Below are 17,023 nucleotides of genomic sequence, written 5' to 3' on the forward strand. Positions count from 1 at the left end.
ATGCCCACCACTGCGACGCCGCAGCCGGGCGCACCCGTCGACCCGTACCGGGCGTACCACTTCAAGCTGCTGATCAACGGCATCACCAACGGGCACTTCACCGAGGTCAGCGGCTTCGAGGTGGCGATACCGGCGCTGTCGTACCGGGAGGCCGGAAACGAGCGCATCCGGGCCGTGCCGGGCCAGGTCGAGTACGCCCCGGTCACCCTCCACTTCGGCCTGACCAGCTCACGCGAGCTGTGGGACTGGGTGAACGCGGCGGCGAAGGGCAGCGTCAACCGGCGCAACGTGTCGGTGGTGCTGCTGGACCCGGCCGGCACCGCCGAGGTGCTGCGCTGGAACATGATCAACGCGTGGCCGACGCGGTGGCGGGGCGCGCACCTGAACACGCTGTCGCAGGAGATCGCCATCGAGGCGCTGACCCTGGCGTACGAGGGCCTGGAGCTGGAGGCCGGCGGTGCCGCCGCCCCGGCGACCGCGTGACCGGCTGGCCCGCGCCCTGCGGGCCACCGCCGACCGCCTCTCCGGACCGGCTTCACCGGACTTCCAGGGCGCACCGGGCTCGCCGGACGACGTGCCGCGCCCGCCCGGCCAGCCGCCGGAGCACTGGCGACGGCTGGTGGCGGCGCACGCCCCCGGCCTCCTGCGCGACCTTCCCCCGCCCCCCTCCCCCGTCGAGCACGGACCTCTCACCGGCCCGTCCGCGAACGCCGGCCCGGACCGGACGCCGGTGCGACGGACGCCGGCGCGACGGAGCCGGACGGGCCGGCGCGCGGTGGCGCGGTGGTGGCGAGGCTGGACGGCGCTGGTGGCCGGCCGCTTCGGCACATCCCGAACGCGCTCCCGCCACGGGGCCGATCCCGGTCCGCCGTCGAGATCTTGGTACGACAGGGCCCTCATAGGGGCCGCTTCCTACCAAGATCTTCCGCAGCTCCTGGAAGGTGGGACGGGCATCTCGGAAGTTGAGAAGCCCGAGCCACGCGGTACGGCGCTGCCGCAGCCGGGAGCGGCGGTCACGCGAGCAGGTGGCGGGGAGGGCGCGGCGGGTTCGGAGACCGCTCCGGCGATGGTGGACGCTCGATCCCGCTCGGGTGACGCGGTGCGGCCGGACGACGCCGGGTCACGTGAGGGCCCTCCGCCGTGCGGGTGCGTGACGTCGAGCGGTTCGCCGGGTCCGGCGAGATCGGCGTGCGTCGCCGACGGCTCCGGTTCGCGGGACGCCCTCGGCACATCAGGCATCCGCAGCACACCTGCCACAGGCACCGGTGCCACAGCCACCGCGACCACAGGGACCGCCGGCACCGGACGGACACCAGAGGCAGGGACCGGCGCGCGCACCAGCGCTGACCCGGACGGCAGCCGTGACGCGATCGGGTCGCGGGGGGGCCGCGTCACGTCCGGCGACTCGGTCTTGCCATCGACCCCTCAGCGGTGGCCCAGCCTCGGCGCGGGCCGGGTGGATGCGCTCCGGAACCTCGCACAGGTCCGCCGAGGCCGGGCACGGCACCGGGATGACGCCGCCGGGGCGGACCTGTCGCCCGATCGAGCCGACGTGCTCCCGCTCGTCTTCGCGGCTGCGCCACCGTCGTCGCCGCCGGGACCGGCCGCGCACACCGGGGACTGTCGAACCGGGCCGGCGAACGGTCGGGGCGGGACCGGGGCCGGATCCGTCGCCGGCCACCCGGGGCGGGCCGCCGGCTCGCCGTACCCGAACGGACACGACCCGGCCCCCGGCGGCGAGTTCCGGACGCGACAGTGGCAGCGGCCCGCGCGGCCCGCGACCGGCGGCCCGTGGCCGGCCCTGCCGGACGACGCCGGCCCGGACCGGACGACGAGCCCGGCCGGCGCGGCCCGGGCAACCGGCGGCGGAGCACACGCGGACCCGTGGCCGGTGCTCCCGGCCGAACCGGCGTGGCTTGCGACGCGAACCACGCCGTGGGGTGACACGGCCCGGCTGGACCGGGAACAGGCGGGTGACTGATGGAGCGTGTCGCCTTCCTCGTGGACGAGTCCGGCACCCGGGTCGACTGCCTGCTGAATCCGGAGACCGTGCAGGTGACCCGGCTGGCCGGGGTACGCCCGCGCGGCGGACCGGACGGGCCGCTCACCGGCGCCGGGCTGGCCGACGACCCGCTCGTCTTCACCGGCGGCGGGCGTACCGAACTGGTCCTCGATCTGCTCTTCGACGTCGACTTCGTGGAGTCGCCGGCCCGGCCCGAGGACGTCCGCGCGCTGACCCGGCCGCTGTGGATGCTCGCCGAGAACTCGGCGGTCGAGCACGGCTGGCTGCGCCCGCCGCTGGTCCGCCTGGTCTGGGGCAAGACCTGGAACGTCCCGGGCGTCATCACGGCGATCGCGGAACGGTTCGACGCGTTCACCCTCACCGGTACGCCCCGGCGGTCCTGGCTGCGGTTGAAGCTGGTCCGCGTCGCGGAGGGCGCGGAGGCGGCGCGCGCCGGGTTCGAGGAGGAACTGGCCGCCGCGAGCACACCCGCCGTCGCGCCCGGGTCGGCGGTGGTCGCCGCGGCAGACGGCGCGGCCGAGCCGGGCTGGTCGGGGGTGCGCTTCGACCTGCTCGCCCACGACGCGCTGGGTTCGCCGCTGCGCTGGCGGCTGCTCGCCGAGCACAACCGCATCACCGACCCGCTCACCGTGCCCGCCGGCACCGCGCTCGCCGTCCCCCCGGTCGGCGCCGTCACCGTCCCGCCGGACGCGGTCACCACGGGAGGTGCGCCGTGACCCGCCACGCGACCAGCCCGGTGCGGCGAGCGGCCGTCGGGAGTACGCCGTGAGCCGGGCCGCCCTGGTGAGCGTCGACGGCCGGCCGCTGGCCGACCCGGCCCGGCTGCGCGGCATCCGCGTCGCCGCCCGGCTGGACCGGCCGGCGCAGTGCGAGCTGACGCTCACCGCCGCTCCCGGCGCGGGCCCCCTCGACCCGGCGGTACGCCCCGGCGCCACAGTCGACGTCCGCCTCGACGGGCAGGCGGAGGCGCTGTTCACCGGCGAGGTGACAGCAGTCGAGCGGGAGTACGCCGGCGACGGCACCGCGCTGGCCCGGATCCGGGCGTACGACCCGCTGCACCGGCTGCGCAAACGGCAGGAGCTGCGGGTGTTCGAGTCGGTGACCGCCGCCGAGCTGGCCGCCGAGCTGTGCGCCGGGCTGGGGTTGAGCGTGGCGGCCGACGAGGACGGGCCGCGCCTGGACCGGCTGCTCCAGCACCGGCACACCGACCTGGACCTGCTGTGCGAGGTGGCCGGCCGGGCCGGGCTGCACCTGGGTGTCGACGGCGACCGGTTGCGGCTGTTCACGCTGGACGGGTACGGGGAGCCGGTGCCGTTGACGCTCGGCGAGACGGTGCACGCGTTGCGGGTCACCGAGAACCTGGACCGGGCGGGCGCGGAGTGCGCCGTCCTCGGCTGGCATCCACAGCGCGCCGAGCCGCTGAGCCAGCGGGCGGACGAGGCGCGCAGCGGGCGGCGCATCCCGCTGCGCCCGGACCCGGGCGACGTCGGCGCGGACGGCGTGCGTACCGCCGTCGACCAGCCCGGCCGCAGCGACGACGAGCTGGCCGCGCTGGCCCAGGCCGGGCTGGACGCCCGGGTCGCCGCGCTGGTCACCGCCGAGGGCACGGCCGAGGGCGACCCGGCGCTGCGGCCCGGCCGGCGGATCGCCCTCGCGGGCGTCCCGGAGCCGCTGGCCGGGGTGTACGTGCTCACCGAGGTGGTGCACACGGTGGACGCCGACGGGCACCTGAGCCGGTTCTCCACGGCGCCGCCCGGCCCGCCGCCGACGGCCGCGCCCCCGGCGGCCACAGTCACACTCGGCACCGTCACCGACATCGACGACCCGGACGGGCTGGGCCGGGCCCGGGTGACGCTCCCGGCGTACGGCGATCTGGACGCCGGCTGGCTCGCGGTGCTGTGCCCGGGTGCGGGCCGGGGCAAGGGGATCGTTGCGCTGCCCGACCCGGACGACACCGTGCTGGTGGCGCTGCCCGGCGGCGAACCCGCCTCGGGCGTGGTGCTCGGTTCGCTGTTCGGCGCGGTCGAGCCGTACGACGCGGGGATCGTCTCGGGGCGCTCGCGCCGCTGGTCGATGCGCACCGGCACCGGGCAGTCCATCGTGATCGACGACGACGGGCGGACGCTGCGGCTGGCCACCGACGCGGGCAGCTTCGTCGAGCTGCGGCCCGAACTGACCACCGTGCACGCCGCCGGTGACCTGGTGCTCTCCGCGCCCGGCCGGGCCGTCGTGGTGCGCGGCCGCACCGTCGACTTCCTGCACGCCCCGGCGGCCGAGGACGCCGAGACCGCCGCCGCGCAGGCCCGTACGCTCGCCCGCTCCGCCGGAGGTGGCTGATGCACTGGATCCACCGTGACTCGCTGATCACCTGCGGACACGACGGGCGGGTGCGGAACCGCCCGTCCCAGGACTGGGTCACGGTGCGGGGCGTGCCGGTGCTGGTGCGGCCCGACCCGGAGGGGCGCGACATCACCGCCTGCCCCAACTACGGCCCGACGATCAAACCGTGCCTGCACACGCTGACCGTCACTGTGGGTTACAGCACGTGGGTGCGGGTGGACCGGCAGCCGGTGGTGCTGTCGCACCTGGACGGCCTCACCGACGGCACCCCGCCGGGCACCGTGCACCACCAGGTCCGCGACGTGCGGCAGGGTTTCCTGGGGGCGGACGCATGAGGGCCTTCCGCTTCGTCGGCGCCGGCTTCGACGCCGGCCGCGCCGGTGGTCTCGCGCTCACCGCCGCCGGCGGGCTCGCCATGACCGACGGCGACGAGACAGTACGCCAGGCGCTGTACCTGCTGCTGTCCACCACGCCCGGGGAACGGCTGATGCGTCCCGGGTACGGGTCGCGGCTGCACCGCCTCGTCTTCGCGCCGAACGACGACACCACCGCCGGGCTGGCGATCCACTACGTGCGGCAGGCGATCCGGCGCTGGGAGCCCCGGGTCGAGGTGCTGGACGTGGACGCCGGCCCCGACCCGGACGACCCGTGGCGCCTGGTGATCCGGCTGGACTACCGGGTCCGGGCCAGCCTCTCCCCCGGCCACCTGGTGTTCTCCGTCGACCTGCTCCCCGCCGACACCGAACCCGGCGACACCCCCGACGAGGAGGGCACGTCATGACGCTGCCGGTGCCGCACCTGGACGACCGCGCCTTCCTCGACCTGGTCACCGAGGCACGGGAACGCATCGCCCGGTCCTGCCCGGACTGGACGGACCTGTCCGCGCACGACCCCGGGATGGCGTTGCTGGAGGCGTTCGCCTACCTGACCGAGGTGATGATCTACCGGCTGAACCAGTTGCCGGAGAAGGCGTACGTCGCGTTCCTGAACCTGCTCGGCGTCACCCGGCACCCACCGGCGGCGGCCTGGGCCGACGTGCGCCTGACCCGCACCGGCCCGGACCGGGGCCCGGTGCGGGTGCCGGCCGGCACCCGCGTCGCCGCGGCCCGCGGCGCCGACCCCCGGCCGGTCGTCTTCGTGACCACCGAACCGGCGGTGCTGCCCGCCGGGGAGACCACGGCGACGGTACGCGTGCACCACTGCGAACCGGTCGAGGCGGAGCTGCTGGGCACCGGCACCGGGCAGCCCGGTCAGGTGTTCCGGGCCGCCCGCGCGCCGCTGACCCGTACCACCGAGGCGCTGGACCTGCTGCTCGGCGTGGAGGTGCCGGCGGGCTCGGTGGAGCTGGGCGCCGCGGCCCGGGAGCACGAGGGGCGCACGTACGAGATCTGGCGGCCGGTGGACAGCTTCGCCGGTGTCGGGCCGCAGGCGAAGGTCTACCTGGTGGACCGGGCCTCCGGGGTGGTCACGTTCGCCCCGGCGCTGGACCTGCGCCCGGACACCGGAGCCGCCCCGGCCGTCGAGGGGGCGGCCGGGGCGACCACGGTGGCGGCGGTGCCGCCGGCCGGACGGCAGGTGCGGTTGTGGTACCGCTGCGGCGGCGGGCCCGCCGGGAACGTGGCGGCGGGCATGCTCACCAGCCTGCGCGACCCGCTGCCCGGCGTGAAGGTGGACAACCCGGAGCCGGCCACCGGCGGCCGGGACCTGGAGTCGCTGGAGTCGGTGCTGGCGCGCGGGCCGTACGAGTTCTTCGCCCAGCAGCGTGCGGTCACCGCCCGGGACTTCGAGATCCTCGCCATCGGCTCCGGGGCGGTGGCGCGGGCGCGGGCGTTCACCAGGGCCGCCGTCTACAGCTTCGCCCGGCCCGGCGAGGTCGAGGTGGTGCTGGTGCCGTACGTGCCGGAGGCGGCCCGGCCCGGCGGGCGGCTGCCGGTGGCGGTGCTGCGGGAGCACGAGGTGGAGGAGGCCCGCCGCCGGGTCGAGGCCGACCTGGAACGCCGCCGCGCCCTGGGTACGGCAGTGCGGGCGGGCTGGGCCCGCTACAAGGCGGTGTCCATCCAGGCGCGGGTGGTGGTGCGCCGCGAGGAGGACGTGGACGCGGTGCGCCGCCGCATCCACGACCGGCTGCACCAGACGCTCAGCCCGCTGCCGACGCCGCTGAACCCGGCCGGCTGGGCGTTCGGCGAGCCGCTGCGCGCCTCCAACGTCTACCGGATGCTGGAGCACGCCGAGCCGGGCGTGCGCTACGTCGAGTCGGTGCGGTTCGTGGTCGACGAGGCGCCCGACGCGCGGGTGCGCACCGTGGCGGTGGACCAGTACCAGGCCGACACCTGGTACGCCGGCGGCGGCCCGGTGCTGTTCCGCTCCACGAACGCCGGGGCCGGCTGGGAACCGGCGGGCCGGTTCGACGACGAGACGGTGGTGCGGGTGGTGCCCGCGCCCGCCCCGGTACGCCCCGGCGTGGTCCCCCGGGCCGGTTCGGTGGCGGTGGTGACCACCCGCGACGCCGGTGGCTCGCGGGTCCGGCTGAGCACCGACCTGGGCGAGACGTGGACACTGCTGACCGACCTCGACTCCGGCGTCCGCGACCTGGCCTGGATCGACCGGGACGGCACCGGCGCGCTGCTGCTGGCCACCGACACCGGCCTGTACGAGGTGCCGCTGCTACCCGGCGCGGTGCCGTTGCAGATCCTGGTCGACCCGGCCGACGCGGACCGGGGTTTCTACGCGGTGCGCGCGTTCGTCTCCGAGCGCGGCGCACCCGGGGTGGCGGTGGCCGCGCAGGCCGGGTTCGGCGTCTACCTGTCCACAGCGGCCGGGCGGCCGGGCACGTTCGCCCACGTCGGCCTCGCCAACGTGGACAACCGGGTGCTCGCCGTCCAGTACGACGGCCCGGCCACGCTGCTGTGGTGCGGCGCGGGCGAACCGGACCCGAAGAAGCCCGGCCAGGGCTGCCACCGCACCCGGCTGTTCGAGTCGGACGTGAAGTGGCAGTCGATGGCATCAGGCTGGATCGGCGGCACCTGCCGGGATCTGGCGTTCAGCGGCCCGCTCGCGCTCGCCGCGACGCAGAGCGGCGGCGTGGTCCGGCTCGACACGCTCGCCGGGCAGCCGCAGTGGTCGCCGGTGATGGTCAACTGCGGCCTGCCGCTGCGGGACCGGACCCGGTTCGTCCCGGTCGACGCCATCGCCGCCACCGCGCCCACCGGTACCTCGGGCGCCGGGCGGCTGGTGCTGGCCGGCGGCGAGCGCGGCGTGTTCCGCAGCGGCGACGGCGAGGACTGGACGGCCAGCGCCAACCAGGCCACCGCCGACGTGGTCACCGTCCCCGGCACCTGGCTGCTCTGCTCCGGCGAGCACGACATCGAGGTGGTGCGGCAGGATGCGCCGAGCGGCGATTGAGCGGCTGCTGCCGGCCGCGTACCAGCGGGCCGCCGGCCCGGGCAGCGTGCTGGGCGCGCTGCTGGACGTGATGGAGGCGCTGCACGCCCCGGACGAGGCGGTGCTCGCCGACGTCGACGCGCTGTTCGGGCCGTACCGGACGCCGGACGGGTTCGTCGCGTACCTGACCCGCTGGGTGGCGATGGACAACGTGGTCGCCGCGCCCCGCGCCGACGCGCCGCTGCCGTTGCCGGTGGGCCGGCTGCGGGACCTGGTGGCGCACGGCGCGCTGCTGGCCCGGTGGCGCGGCACCCCGTACGGGATGCGGACCGCGCTGGAACTGGCCACCGGCGTGACCGGGTTCGTGCTGGACGAGCCGCCCGAGCGGCCGTTCCACCTGGTGGTGCGGGTGCCACCGGCCGCCGCCGACCGGCTCGCGCTGGTCACCCGCATCGTCGAGGCGGAGAAACCGGCCGCGGTCACCGTCGAGGTGCTCGCCTCCCCGGTCGACGCCGAGACGCCCGAGCCGGACGCCGCCGAGCCCGCCGCCGGGGTCGCTGCGGTGCGCGCGGTCGGCCGGGCGCACGTACCAGCACCCCTGCCCCACGATCCGCCCGAGGAGCCGTCATGACCACCGAATGGACAGTCGTCGCCGCCGCCGAACAGTTCACGCTGGACGCCCGCAACGCCGGTGAACTGACGTTCACCGTGTCGAACCCGGGTACCGCGCCGGACACCGTCGTCTTCGACGTGGCGCCCGGCGAGGGCAGCCAGCGGGCCTGGTTCACGGTGGCCGAGCCGCAGCGGGTGGTACCCGGGCAGGGCTCGGTGTCGTTCCTGGTCCGGCTCGCCGTACCGCCCGGCACGCCGCCCCGGCGCTACGACATGACCGGGTTCGCGTACTCGGCCAACACCGCGCCGGAGGAGAGTTCCCGGTCCAGTGGCCGGGTCACGTACGACGTGCGTGCCGTCGTACCCCCGAAGCGCGCGCCGTGGCCGTGGATCGCCGCCGCCGCGGCGCTGGTGCTGGTCGTGGCCGGGGTGGTGGCCTGGCTGGTGACCCGCGGCCCGGACACCCCGGCTCCGCCGCGCGCCGACGCGGTGACGGTGGAGGCGGAGACGCTCGTCTCCGGCGCGGCGGTGCAGTCCACCACCGGCGCGAAGGCGGAGGTGGTGGCGCAGGAGAACTGCTGCGACGTGGTGTGGTCCGGCGACGCGCAACTGTTCTTCCTGGGCCGGGGCGTGGGTGACCGGGTGACAGTGCAGGTGGACGTGCCGGCCGACGGCACCTGGCGGTTCTCCACCGTGCGCACCACCTCTTTCGACTACGCGAACACGATCTGGCTGGTCGACGGCCGGCAGGTCGGCGACACGTTCTTCGGGTTCAGCCCGACAGTGGTCCGCACGGACGAGGTGGACGTGGGCACGGTGGAGCTGACCCGCGGGCCGCACAAGCTGACGCTCGTGGCGGTGAGCAAGACCCAGGGCACCGACAGGTACTTCGCCGGGGTGGACGAGATCCGCTTCACGCCCGTCGTCCGGCCGTGAGCGCGAGGAGTGAGCCGGTGTTGCGAGCCCCGCAGTCGCGAACCGAGACGGCACCGTGAGCACGAAGCAGAAGGTGCTGCTGGTGGCGGTGGCCGTGCTGCTGGTGGCGCTGTACGTGGTGGCGGTCGCCGGGCGCCCCGACGACCCGGGCGACCCGGCGGCCGGGCCGGGCGCGCTGGCCCGGCTGGGACGCGGGTCCGGGACGGTGGACCCGGCGACGGTGGCGGTGACGTGCCTGCCGCCGGCCGCCGAACCGGCCACCACCGCCGACGGGGTGGCGCTCGCGTTCGGGGCGGTGTGCCGGCTGCGGGTGGCCGACCCGGGCGCGTTGCGCACGCTGGTGCTGCGCGGGACGACGCCGTTCGAGGTGACGGCCCGCGCACCCGGCGACGCGGACGTGACAGTCACCGACGAGGTCGCGCCCGACGCGGACGGCCCGGCGGTGGCGAAGGTCGCGGTGGACCGGGAGACCGAGGTGCTCCTGCGCTGTCCGGGAGGTGGCGGATGTTCGGTCACGCTGGTCCGGTCCTGACCGGGACGGAGACGCGGCATGGGTGAGTTGCGTAAGCCGTTCCTGCTGCTGGCCCTGCTCGCGGTGGCGCTCGTGGTCGGCGTGGAGCTGGGCGCGACGGCACTGACCGGCGGCGGGGACGCGAGCGGCGCGCTGCGGGACAGCGCCGGCCGGCTCGGCGTCGAGCTGGGCGACGTCGGCGCGGTGTCCGAGCCGTCCGGCCGGGGCATCGGCTATCTGGCGCTGATCGACGTGGTGGCGCTCTGGACGACCGGGCTGTTCTGCCTGAGCCTGGTGCTGCCGGACCGGATGCAGGGCCGGGTACAGGGCGTGGCGACGCTGGTCTTCTCGATCGTGCTGCTGCTGGTGTCGCTGGTCCTGCTGATCGTCGCGTTCGTCGAGCTGACGGTGATGGTCTCGCTGTTCCTGGCCCCGCCGTTCGGCACGCTGGCGTACCTCGCGGTGTGGGGGTTCTTCCCGGTCGACGACGCGGCGGTGCTGCTCGGGCTGGCGCTGCTGCTCAAACTGGTCTGGGCCGGGCTGCTGCTCGCCGCCCAGCCCCGGTTCCTGCGCAACAAGGGCCTCGTCGCGCTGGCGCTGACCACGCTGCTGTGCACTGTGGTGCTGCAGTTCCTGCACGGCCTGGTGCCGGTGATCCTGGTCAGCATCCTCGACGACCTGGGCGCCGTGGTGTTCGCGGTGGTGGCGCTGATCTGGGCGCTGGTGCTGCTGATCGGGTCGATCCCGGCGATCGTGAAGGCGATCCGGACCACCGCCACCACGTCCGGCCGTACCGTCACGTGACCGCGCCGCCGGCGGCGAGCGTGGCCAGGCGGGGCAGCTGCTCGGGGTCGGTCAGCGCCGACCCGACGGCCACCACGCGCGCCCCGGCGGCGAGGAAGTCACCCGCGTTGCCGGCGTCGACGCCGCCGGTGGCGACGAACCGGGCCTCCGGCAGCGGCCCGGCCACCGCCCGGAACCAGGCCGGGCCGAGGCTGACCGCCGGGAACGCCTTGAGCCACATCAGGCCGTGGTCGAGCGCCCGCTGCGCCTCGGTCGGGGTGGCCACGCCGGGCAGGTGCGGCACGCCGAGACCGGCCGCCGCGTCGGCGACGGCCAGGTCCAGGCCGGGGGCCACGGTGAACGCCGCCCCGGCGGCCACCGCGTCGTGGACCTGCGCCGGGGTACGCACCGTGCCCGCGCCCACGATCCGGTCCCGCCGCCTTCCGGCCGTCACGGCGGCGCGCAGCGCCGGCACCGCTTCCGGGGTACGGATGGGCACCTCCACCACGTCGATGCCGAGATCCCACGCGAGTTCCGCCAGCCGGACCGTCTCCCCGGACGGCAGGTCGCGCAGGATCACCATCACCCGCGCGCCGCCGAACAGGGCGTCGAAGTCGTGCCCGCTCATCTCCCGCTCCCTCCCCTGACCCGCGCTCCCGCCTGCTCGGGCCACGCCTCGTCCGGCAGTGCCAGCGCCCCCGCGATCGTCTCCGGGTCCGGTGGCGGCGCGGAGTCACCCGGCACGGCCAGCACCGGCGCGGCGGTCAGGTGCCCCAGCCGCAGGCAGGCGCACAGGTCGAGGTCGCGCAGCAGTCCGGAGAGGAACCCGGCGGCGAACGCGTCCCCCGCGCCGACCGGTTCCACCACGTCCACCGGCAGCGCCGGCACGAACACCGCCGGCCCGGTACGCGGCAGCGCCGTCGCGCCGACCGGCCCGTCCTTGACCACCACCAGCTCCGGGCCCGGCAACAGCGCATGGACCGCCGCCGCGTCCCCCGCCGACCAGAGCACTGCCGCCTCGTCCAGCCCGACCAGCACCACGTCGGCACGGTCGGCCAGGTCACGCAGCACCGGTCCGGCCCGGTCGGCGGGCCAGAGCGCCGGGCGGTGGTTCACGTCGAAGCTGACCCGCGCGCCCGGCAGCGCCCGCCCGTCCAGCGCTGACACGAGCAGGTCACGGCAGGTGCCGGAGAGCGCGGCGGTGATCCCGGACAGGTGCAGCAGGCGCGCCCCGGCCAGGCCCGGCCGCCCGAGGTCCGGCGCGCCGAGACGACTCGCCGCCGACCCGGCGCGGTGGTAGTGCACGCGGGTGCCGTCCGGCCCCGGATCCTTCAGGTAGAGGCCGGTCGGCGCGTCCCTGTCGACGGCGACCAGCGAGACGTCCACGCCCGCGGCGGCGACCTCGGCCACCACCCGCCGGCCGAACGGGTCGTCGCCGACCCGGCTGATCCACGCCGCGCGGTGCCCGAGCCGGGCCAGCCCGGCCGCCACGTTGGACTCGGCGCCGCCGACGCCGACAGTCAGCCGCGCGGCGTCCTCCAGCGACCCGCCGTCAGCGGGGGCGAGCACCACCATCGTCTCGCCCACGCACACCACCTCCGGCCCGCTCCCGGCGCCGCCTCCGTCCGCGACCGCGGCACCGACCGGCCCGCTCACCGGATGACCGCCGCGTCCAGCCGGGCCGCGATGTCGGCCGGGTCGAGGTGGCCGTCGGCGACGAGCACCCGGTGCCGGTTGTGCCGGGGCCGCCCGGCCGCGACCACCGCCGGGCTGTCGAACGCGTACGCGGCGCAGACGCCCGGGTACATCGCGGTGCGTACGAACCACCTGTCGCCCGGCCCCAGACCGGTGAACACCAGCGTGTACGCGCCACCTCCGGGCGCGGTGGCGGACAGCGCCAGCCAGGGCGCGGCCGAGCCGTTCACGTCGCCCTCACCGATGGCGTCGGCGGTGCGGACCCGGGGTTCCCCGTCGGCCACGGCCCGCCAGAAGAAGCCGCCGTACCCGGCGCCGCCCGGGCGGCCGTTCGTGGCCGGGCTGCCCAGGTGCACGTCGGCGCCGGTGGCGGAGGTGAGCGTGGCGGACAGGTCCAGCCACCAGGCGTCCTCACCGGCGGGGGCGGCGGTGATCCGCCGGTGCTCGCGCAGCAGCACCCGGCCGTGCCGGTCCCGCCACTCCAGGTCGTGATCGAGCCGGTCGGCGGCCCGCTCCCGCCAGCCGGTGTGCGCGATGACGCCGTGGTCGTCGCGCCAGGTGTAGCCGGTGCCGCGCACGTACGTCCGGCCACCCCACAGGTTGACGCCGTCCACGTCCTGCACGGCCAGCGATGCGCCGAGGTGCCAGACGTGGTCGGCCGGCAGCGCGTCGGTCACCGGAGTGCCGGCCCGGGTCCGCACCGGATGCAGGTAGGGCCGAGGGCCGTGACGCGGGTCCAGGTCGGGCCGGACCAGGTACCGGGCCACCTCGACACCGCCCACGACCAGCCGGGGTTCGGCGTCGGTCCCGGCCGGGCTCGACTCGGCGGCGGCGGAACGGGGTTCGGCGGTCACGACGGCTCCGGGGCGGGGACCGGACGGCGGGCGTCCAGCGCGTGCAGCGCCGCGAGCGCGTACCCGCCGAGGATCGGCACCGCCACCGGCGTGACCAGCACGCCCAGCACCACGGCGAGCGCGCAGACGCCGGAGGCGGCGGCCCACACGCCGGGACGCTCCGGGCAGGAACGCGCCACCCGGCGGGCGGCGGCCCGCCAGCCCCGGCCGCCGGTGCGTCCGACCGCCACGGCGACAAGACCCGCGTACCCGAGCAGGACCGCCACCACGACGGCGGTGAGCGCGAGCGCGGGCCCGCCGCCGGGTACCTGGCCGGTGGTGAGCGCGAGCAGGTCGGCGGCGAGCAGCGCGGCGGCGGCCAGGGCGACGGCGCTCACCGCCGACCCGGCGGGCAGCGCGCGGCCGAACCGGGTCAGGCTGGTCCGCGCGTCGGGCCAGGCGCCGGTGACCGACCTGTCGTGCAGCGCGGCACTGGCGGTGGCGACCGCCGGGGCGAGCGTGAGCACCGGCAGCGCGGCGAGCGCCACGGCGAAGCCGAGCAGCGCCAGGTCGGTCGCCTCGCGCAGCGTGTCCCGCCAGTCGGCACGGGCCGGCACGGTGTCGGGGTGAACGGGTACGTCGGTGGAGGCAGGCACGGCGGTCATCCCTTCAGTCCGCTGGTGTTGATGCCCTCGACGAGCATCCGCTGGAAGGCCAGGAAGAACAGGAACACCGGCAGCAGGGACAGCACCGACATGGCGAACATCGGGCCGACAGCGCTCTGGCTCGTCGAGTCGATGAACAGGGTCAGCGCCACCGGGACCGTGTAGTCCTCCAGGCTGGACAGGAACACCAGTTGCCGGAAGAAGTCGTTCCAGGTCCAGATGAACGAGAAGATCGCGGTGGTGACCAGCGCCGGGCGGCTCAGCGGCAGGATGACGTGCCGGAACACGCCGTACGGGGACGCGCCGTCGATGGTGGCCGCCTCGTCCAGCTCGCGCGGGATGCCGCGCATGAACTGCACCATGAGGAAGACGAAGAACGCCTCGGTGGCCAGGAACTGCGGCACCAGCAGCGGCAGGTACGGCCAGTCGCCGCCGACCAGGCCGAGGCTGCGGAACAGGATGTACTGCGGCACGATCAGCACGTGCCCGGGTAGCAGCAGCGTGCCGATCATGACGGTGAACCAGAGCTTGCGCAGCCGGAACCGCAGCCGGCCCAGGGCGTACGCGGCGAGCAGGCAGGACAGCGCGTTGCCGACGACGGTGAGGCCGCTGACCATCGCGCTGTTGAGGAAGAAGCGGCCGAAGCTGATGTCGAAGTTGGTCCAGCCGTCGAGGTAGTTGCCGGGGGTGAACCGTTCCGGCAGCAGGCCGACGTTGTTGACGATCTCGGCCTGCGACTTGACCGAGGTGCCGAGCATCCAGAACAGCGGGTAGAGCACCACCGCGACGATCGCCACGAGCACGACCAGCCGCAGGACGTTCCGGCCGCTGCCCGGCCGGCGGCGCGCGACAGTGAGCGCGGTCATGAGTCGTCTCCGTCCGAGTAGTGCACCCAGAACCGGCCGGTGCTGAAGAAGACGGCGGTGACCACGCCGATCGCCAGCAGGAACACCCACGCCATCGCCGACGCGTAGCCCATCTCCAGGTCGGTGAAGCCGGAGATGTAGAGCTTCAGCGTGTACATCAATGTGGAGTCGACCGGGCCGCCGGTGCCGTTGCTGAGCACGAACGCGGCGGTGAAGCCCTGGAAGCCGTTGATGGTCTCCAGCACCAGGTTGAAGAAGATCACCGGGGAGAGCATGGGCAGCGTGACCGCGCGGAAGCGCCGCCACGCCCCGGCGCCGTCCACGGCCGCCGCCTCGTACAGCTCGGTGGGCACCTGCTTGAGCCCGGCCAGGAAGATCACCATCGGCGCGCCGAACTGCCAGATCGCCAGCACCATCAGCGTCTCCAGCGCCCAGTCCGGGTCGCTGACCCAGGGCAGCCCTTCGACGCCGAACAGGGCGAGGAACGAGTTGAACGCGCCGTCCCGGTTGAACATGTTGACCCAGACGATGGCCAGCGCGACGCTGCCGCCGAGCAGCGACGGCAGGTAGAACAGGCCGCGGAACAGCCCGACGCCGCGCCAGGCCCGGTTGAGCAGCAGCGCCACGCCGAGCGCGGCGGCCAGCTTCAGCGGCACCGCGATCAGCGCGAACGTCAGCGTGACCCGCACCGCGTGCCAGTACGACGGGTCGGCGGTGAACATCCGCTCGTAGTTGGCCAGCCCCACCCACCGCACCTCGGACAGCGGGGTGAGGATGTCGTAGTCGGTGAAGCTCAGCCAGAGCGAGAGCACCATGGGGATCGCCGTGACGCCCATCAGTCCGATGAGCCAGGGCGAGAGGAAGACGTACCCCGCCAGGCCCTCGCCGAGCCGGGCCCGGCCGGCCCGACGCCGCGTGGGGCGAGGGCCGGCCGGTCCGGTGCGCGGGGTCCGGCCGGGCGCCGTGGTGAGAGCCACGGGACCGGTCCTTTCGTGGGGTCAGGCGATCGCGGACGTGCAGGCGGCGACGAACTGCTCCGCCGCCTGGGCCGGGGTGGCGCGACCGTACTGGGCGTTCTCGGCGGCCTTGACCAGCTCGGACTTGACCTTGCTGTGCCCCTTGATCGGGACCTGGGGCGAGGCGCCGAACTTCTGCGCCAGGTCGGACTCGACCTGGATGGACTGCTTCATGGCCGGGTCGGTGGCGGTTTCGCTGACCTTGGCGCGCAGATCCATGTTCGACGGCAGACCACGGTCGGTGCCGAGCAGCGCCACCGCCTCCGGGTCGTTGTTCAGGAAGTTGATCACGTCGACGGCGACGTCCTTGTGCTTGCTGCCCTTGAACACCGACCAGTACATCGAGGCCCGCGCCCACTGGGCGCTCGGATCACCCGGGTACGCGACCACGCCCAGCTCGTCCTTGGTGTTCTTCTTCAGGTCCGGCATCTGGTTGACCCAGACCCAGGAGGTGGCCGACTTGCCGGTGACCACCAGTTGCTTCGTGATGTCGCTGGAGTTGCCCTCGTGGATGACGTCCGGCGTCGGGGTGGCGCCCCGGTCCCGCGCGCCCTTCCACAGCTCGAACCACTTCGTCACGTCCTCGGCGGTGAAGCCGAGTTCCTTGCCCTTGTACAGGTCCTTGCCCTGCTGGCGCAGCCACACCCAGAGCGCCTTGTAGTCGGCGCTCGGGTCCTGGGTGCCGGGCACCTTCGTCTTCTTCGCCACCTGCTCGGCCCAGGCGATGTGCTCCTCCCAGGTCATCCCGGTGGTCGGCTCGGGCAGCCCGTTCTTGGTCAGCAGCGTCTTGTTGTAGACCAGCCCCTGGGTGTTCTCCCCGGCGGCCACCCCGGCGAGCTTGCCGTCGACCACGCCGTACTCCAGCAGGCTCTTGGGGAACTTCGACACGTCGAGCTTGCCGGAGTCGCGGTAGCTGCTCAGGTCGAGCGTGGTGCTGCGGCCGGCGTACTCGGCCAGGTAGTTGTCGTCGATCTGGAACAGGTCCGGCGGGTTGCCGCCGGCGGTCAGCGTGGCGAGCTTGTCGAAGTAGCCCTGGTTGGCCTGCCAGGTCTTCTCGAACGTCACCTCGGGGTGCTTCTTGGTGTAGAGGGCCAGGGCGTCCTCGGTGAGCTTGGCCCGGGCCTCGCCGCCCCACCAGAAGGCGGAGAGTTTGACCGGGCCGCCGTCGCCGCCGGCGGAGTCGTCGCCGCAGCCGGCCGCGCCCAGGGCGAGCGGCACGGCGAGCGCGACGGCGGCCAGGCCGCGCACGAGTCGGCGTCGAGTCAGGGGGGTACGGTGATCCCGCCCGGCGGGTACGCCGGCGGTGGGGGACGTTGCGGGGTGCATCTGCGCTCACTCCTCGGCTGTGGGAGGCGACGACGT

At 75.0% G+C, this 17,023-nt stretch carries 17 protein-coding genes; 10 read left to right on the plus strand and 7 right to left on the minus strand.

The genetic code is table 11. The features are described from left to right. From CLT75_RS09575 to CLT75_RS09625, 10 genes are all read left to right on the plus strand, one after another. The gene (locus CLT75_RS09575; protein ID WP_135240465.1) at positions 1-483 is read left to right on the plus strand and encodes a phage tail protein; all 483 of its coding nucleotides are present in this window, start codon (positions 1-3) and stop codon (positions 481-483) included. Positions 484-1,980: 1,497 nt separating this feature from the next. Then, entirely contained in the window at positions 1,981-2,739 is a 759-nt protein-coding gene (locus tag CLT75_RS09585; RefSeq protein WP_135240467.1) for a CIS tube protein, read from the plus strand. Between the two features lie 49 nt (positions 2,740-2,788). Then, positions 2,789-4,360: a contractile injection system protein, VgrG/Pvc8 family gene (locus tag CLT75_RS09590; protein WP_135240468.1), complete on the plus strand. Its 1,572-nt coding sequence runs from the start codon at positions 2,789-2,791 to the stop codon at positions 4,358-4,360. After that, on the plus strand, positions 4,360-4,698 hold the full coding sequence (locus CLT75_RS09595; RefSeq protein ID WP_135240469.1) for a hypothetical protein: 339 nt from the start codon (positions 4,360-4,362) through the stop codon (positions 4,696-4,698). Before CLT75_RS09590 ends, CLT75_RS09595 begins: the two co-directional genes overlap by 1 nt. Continuing rightward, complete coding sequence (locus CLT75_RS09600; protein ID WP_135240470.1) at positions 4,695-5,144, plus strand: GPW/gp25 family protein; 450 nt, start codon at positions 4,695-4,697, stop codon at positions 5,142-5,144. Before CLT75_RS09595 ends, CLT75_RS09600 begins: the two co-directional genes overlap by 4 nt. Then, entirely contained in the window at positions 5,141-7,765 is a 2,625-nt protein-coding gene (locus CLT75_RS09605) for a putative baseplate assembly protein (protein WP_135240471.1), read from the plus strand. The genes CLT75_RS09600 and CLT75_RS09605 overlap by 4 nt, the downstream gene beginning before the upstream one ends. After that, positions 7,746-8,375 (plus strand): phage tail protein, encoded by a 630-nt coding sequence (locus CLT75_RS09610; protein WP_135240472.1) that lies wholly within the window; start codon positions 7,746-7,748, stop codon positions 8,373-8,375. Before CLT75_RS09605 ends, CLT75_RS09610 begins: the two co-directional genes overlap by 20 nt. Continuing rightward, positions 8,372-9,292, plus strand: coding sequence for a carbohydrate-binding protein (locus tag CLT75_RS09615; RefSeq protein ID WP_135240473.1), 921 nt, complete (start codon positions 8,372-8,374; stop codon positions 9,290-9,292). The genes CLT75_RS09610 and CLT75_RS09615 overlap by 4 nt, the downstream gene beginning before the upstream one ends. A gap of 55 nt (positions 9,293-9,347) precedes the next feature. Next, entirely contained in the window at positions 9,348-9,824 is a 477-nt protein-coding gene (locus CLT75_RS09620) for a hypothetical protein (RefSeq protein WP_135240474.1), read from the plus strand. A gap of 18 nt (positions 9,825-9,842) precedes the next feature. Next, positions 9,843-10,607: a hypothetical protein gene (locus CLT75_RS09625; RefSeq protein WP_135240475.1), complete on the plus strand. Its 765-nt coding sequence runs from the start codon at positions 9,843-9,845 to the stop codon at positions 10,605-10,607. On the opposite strand, the gene CLT75_RS09630 is transcribed toward CLT75_RS09625, so the two are convergent. From CLT75_RS09630 to CLT75_RS09660, 7 genes are all read right to left on the minus strand, one after another. Further along, positions 10,600-11,214 (minus strand): bifunctional 4-hydroxy-2-oxoglutarate aldolase/2-dehydro-3-deoxy-phosphogluconate aldolase, encoded by a 615-nt coding sequence (locus CLT75_RS09630; protein WP_135240476.1) that lies wholly within the window; start codon positions 11,212-11,214, stop codon positions 10,600-10,602. The two genes, CLT75_RS09625 and CLT75_RS09630, sit on opposite strands and share 8 nt — an antisense overlap. After that, a complete protein-coding gene (locus CLT75_RS09635; RefSeq protein WP_486485108.1) occupies positions 11,211-12,173 on the minus strand; it encodes a sugar kinase in 963 nt (320 codons plus the stop codon). Before CLT75_RS09635 ends, CLT75_RS09630 begins: the two co-directional genes overlap by 4 nt. 65 nt (positions 12,174-12,238) lie before the next feature. Then, positions 12,239-13,135 (minus strand): DUF6807 domain-containing protein, encoded by an 897-nt coding sequence (locus CLT75_RS09640; RefSeq protein ID WP_135240478.1) that lies wholly within the window; start codon positions 13,133-13,135, stop codon positions 12,239-12,241. Continuing rightward, positions 13,132-13,779 carry a hypothetical protein gene (locus CLT75_RS09645; protein WP_135240479.1) on the minus strand — a complete coding sequence of 216 codons (648 nt, stop codon included), beginning with the start codon at positions 13,777-13,779 and terminating at the stop codon, positions 13,132-13,134. The genes CLT75_RS09640 and CLT75_RS09645 overlap by 4 nt, the downstream gene beginning before the upstream one ends. Next, positions 13,776-14,645: a carbohydrate ABC transporter permease gene (locus CLT75_RS09650; RefSeq protein WP_135240480.1), complete on the minus strand. Its 870-nt coding sequence runs from the start codon at positions 14,643-14,645 to the stop codon at positions 13,776-13,778. The genes CLT75_RS09645 and CLT75_RS09650 overlap by 4 nt, the downstream gene beginning before the upstream one ends. Next, positions 14,642-15,622 (minus strand): carbohydrate ABC transporter permease, encoded by a 981-nt coding sequence (locus tag CLT75_RS09655; RefSeq protein WP_135240481.1) that lies wholly within the window; start codon positions 15,620-15,622, stop codon positions 14,642-14,644. The genes CLT75_RS09650 and CLT75_RS09655 overlap by 4 nt, the downstream gene beginning before the upstream one ends. 21 nt (positions 15,623-15,643) lie before the next feature. Further along, on the minus strand, positions 15,644-16,987 hold the full coding sequence (locus CLT75_RS09660; RefSeq protein ID WP_135240482.1) for an extracellular solute-binding protein: 1,344 nt from the start codon (positions 16,985-16,987) through the stop codon (positions 15,644-15,646). Positions 16,988-17,023 lie beyond the last annotated feature (36 nt).

The organism is Micromonospora sp. CNZ285 (genome assembly GCF_004637285.1).

Coding starts and splice junctions, on each gene's coding strand:
- CLT75_RS09575 (WP_135240465.1), top strand. CDS start 1: ATGCCCACCACTGCGACGCCGCAGCCGGGCGCACCCGTCGACCCGTAC.
- CLT75_RS09585 (WP_135240467.1), top strand. CDS start 1,981: ATGGAGCGTGTCGCCTTCCTCGTGGACGAGTCCGGCACCCGGGTCGAC.
- CLT75_RS09595 (WP_135240469.1), top strand. CDS start 4,360: ATGCACTGGATCCACCGTGACTCGCTGATCACCTGCGGACACGACGGG.
- CLT75_RS09600 (WP_135240470.1), top strand. CDS start 4,695: ATGAGGGCCTTCCGCTTCGTCGGCGCCGGCTTCGACGCCGGCCGCGCC.
- CLT75_RS09605 (WP_135240471.1), top strand. CDS start 5,141: ATGACGCTGCCGGTGCCGCACCTGGACGACCGCGCCTTCCTCGACCTG.
- CLT75_RS09610 (WP_135240472.1), top strand. CDS start 7,746: ATGCGCCGAGCGGCGATTGAGCGGCTGCTGCCGGCCGCGTACCAGCGG.
- CLT75_RS09615 (WP_135240473.1), top strand. CDS start 8,372: ATGACCACCGAATGGACAGTCGTCGCCGCCGCCGAACAGTTCACGCTG.
- CLT75_RS09625 (WP_135240475.1), top strand. CDS start 9,843: ATGGGTGAGTTGCGTAAGCCGTTCCTGCTGCTGGCCCTGCTCGCGGTG.
- CLT75_RS09630 (WP_135240476.1), bottom strand. CDS start 11,214: ATGAGCGGGCACGACTTCGACGCCCTGTTCGGCGGCGCGCGGGTGATG.
- CLT75_RS09645 (WP_135240479.1), bottom strand. CDS start 13,779: ATGACCGCCGTGCCTGCCTCCACCGACGTACCCGTTCACCCCGACACC.
- CLT75_RS09650 (WP_135240480.1), bottom strand. CDS start 14,645: ATGACCGCGCTCACTGTCGCGCGCCGCCGGCCGGGCAGCGGCCGGAAC.
- CLT75_RS09660 (WP_135240482.1), bottom strand. CDS start 16,987: ATGCACCCCGCAACGTCCCCCACCGCCGGCGTACCCGCCGGGCGGGAT.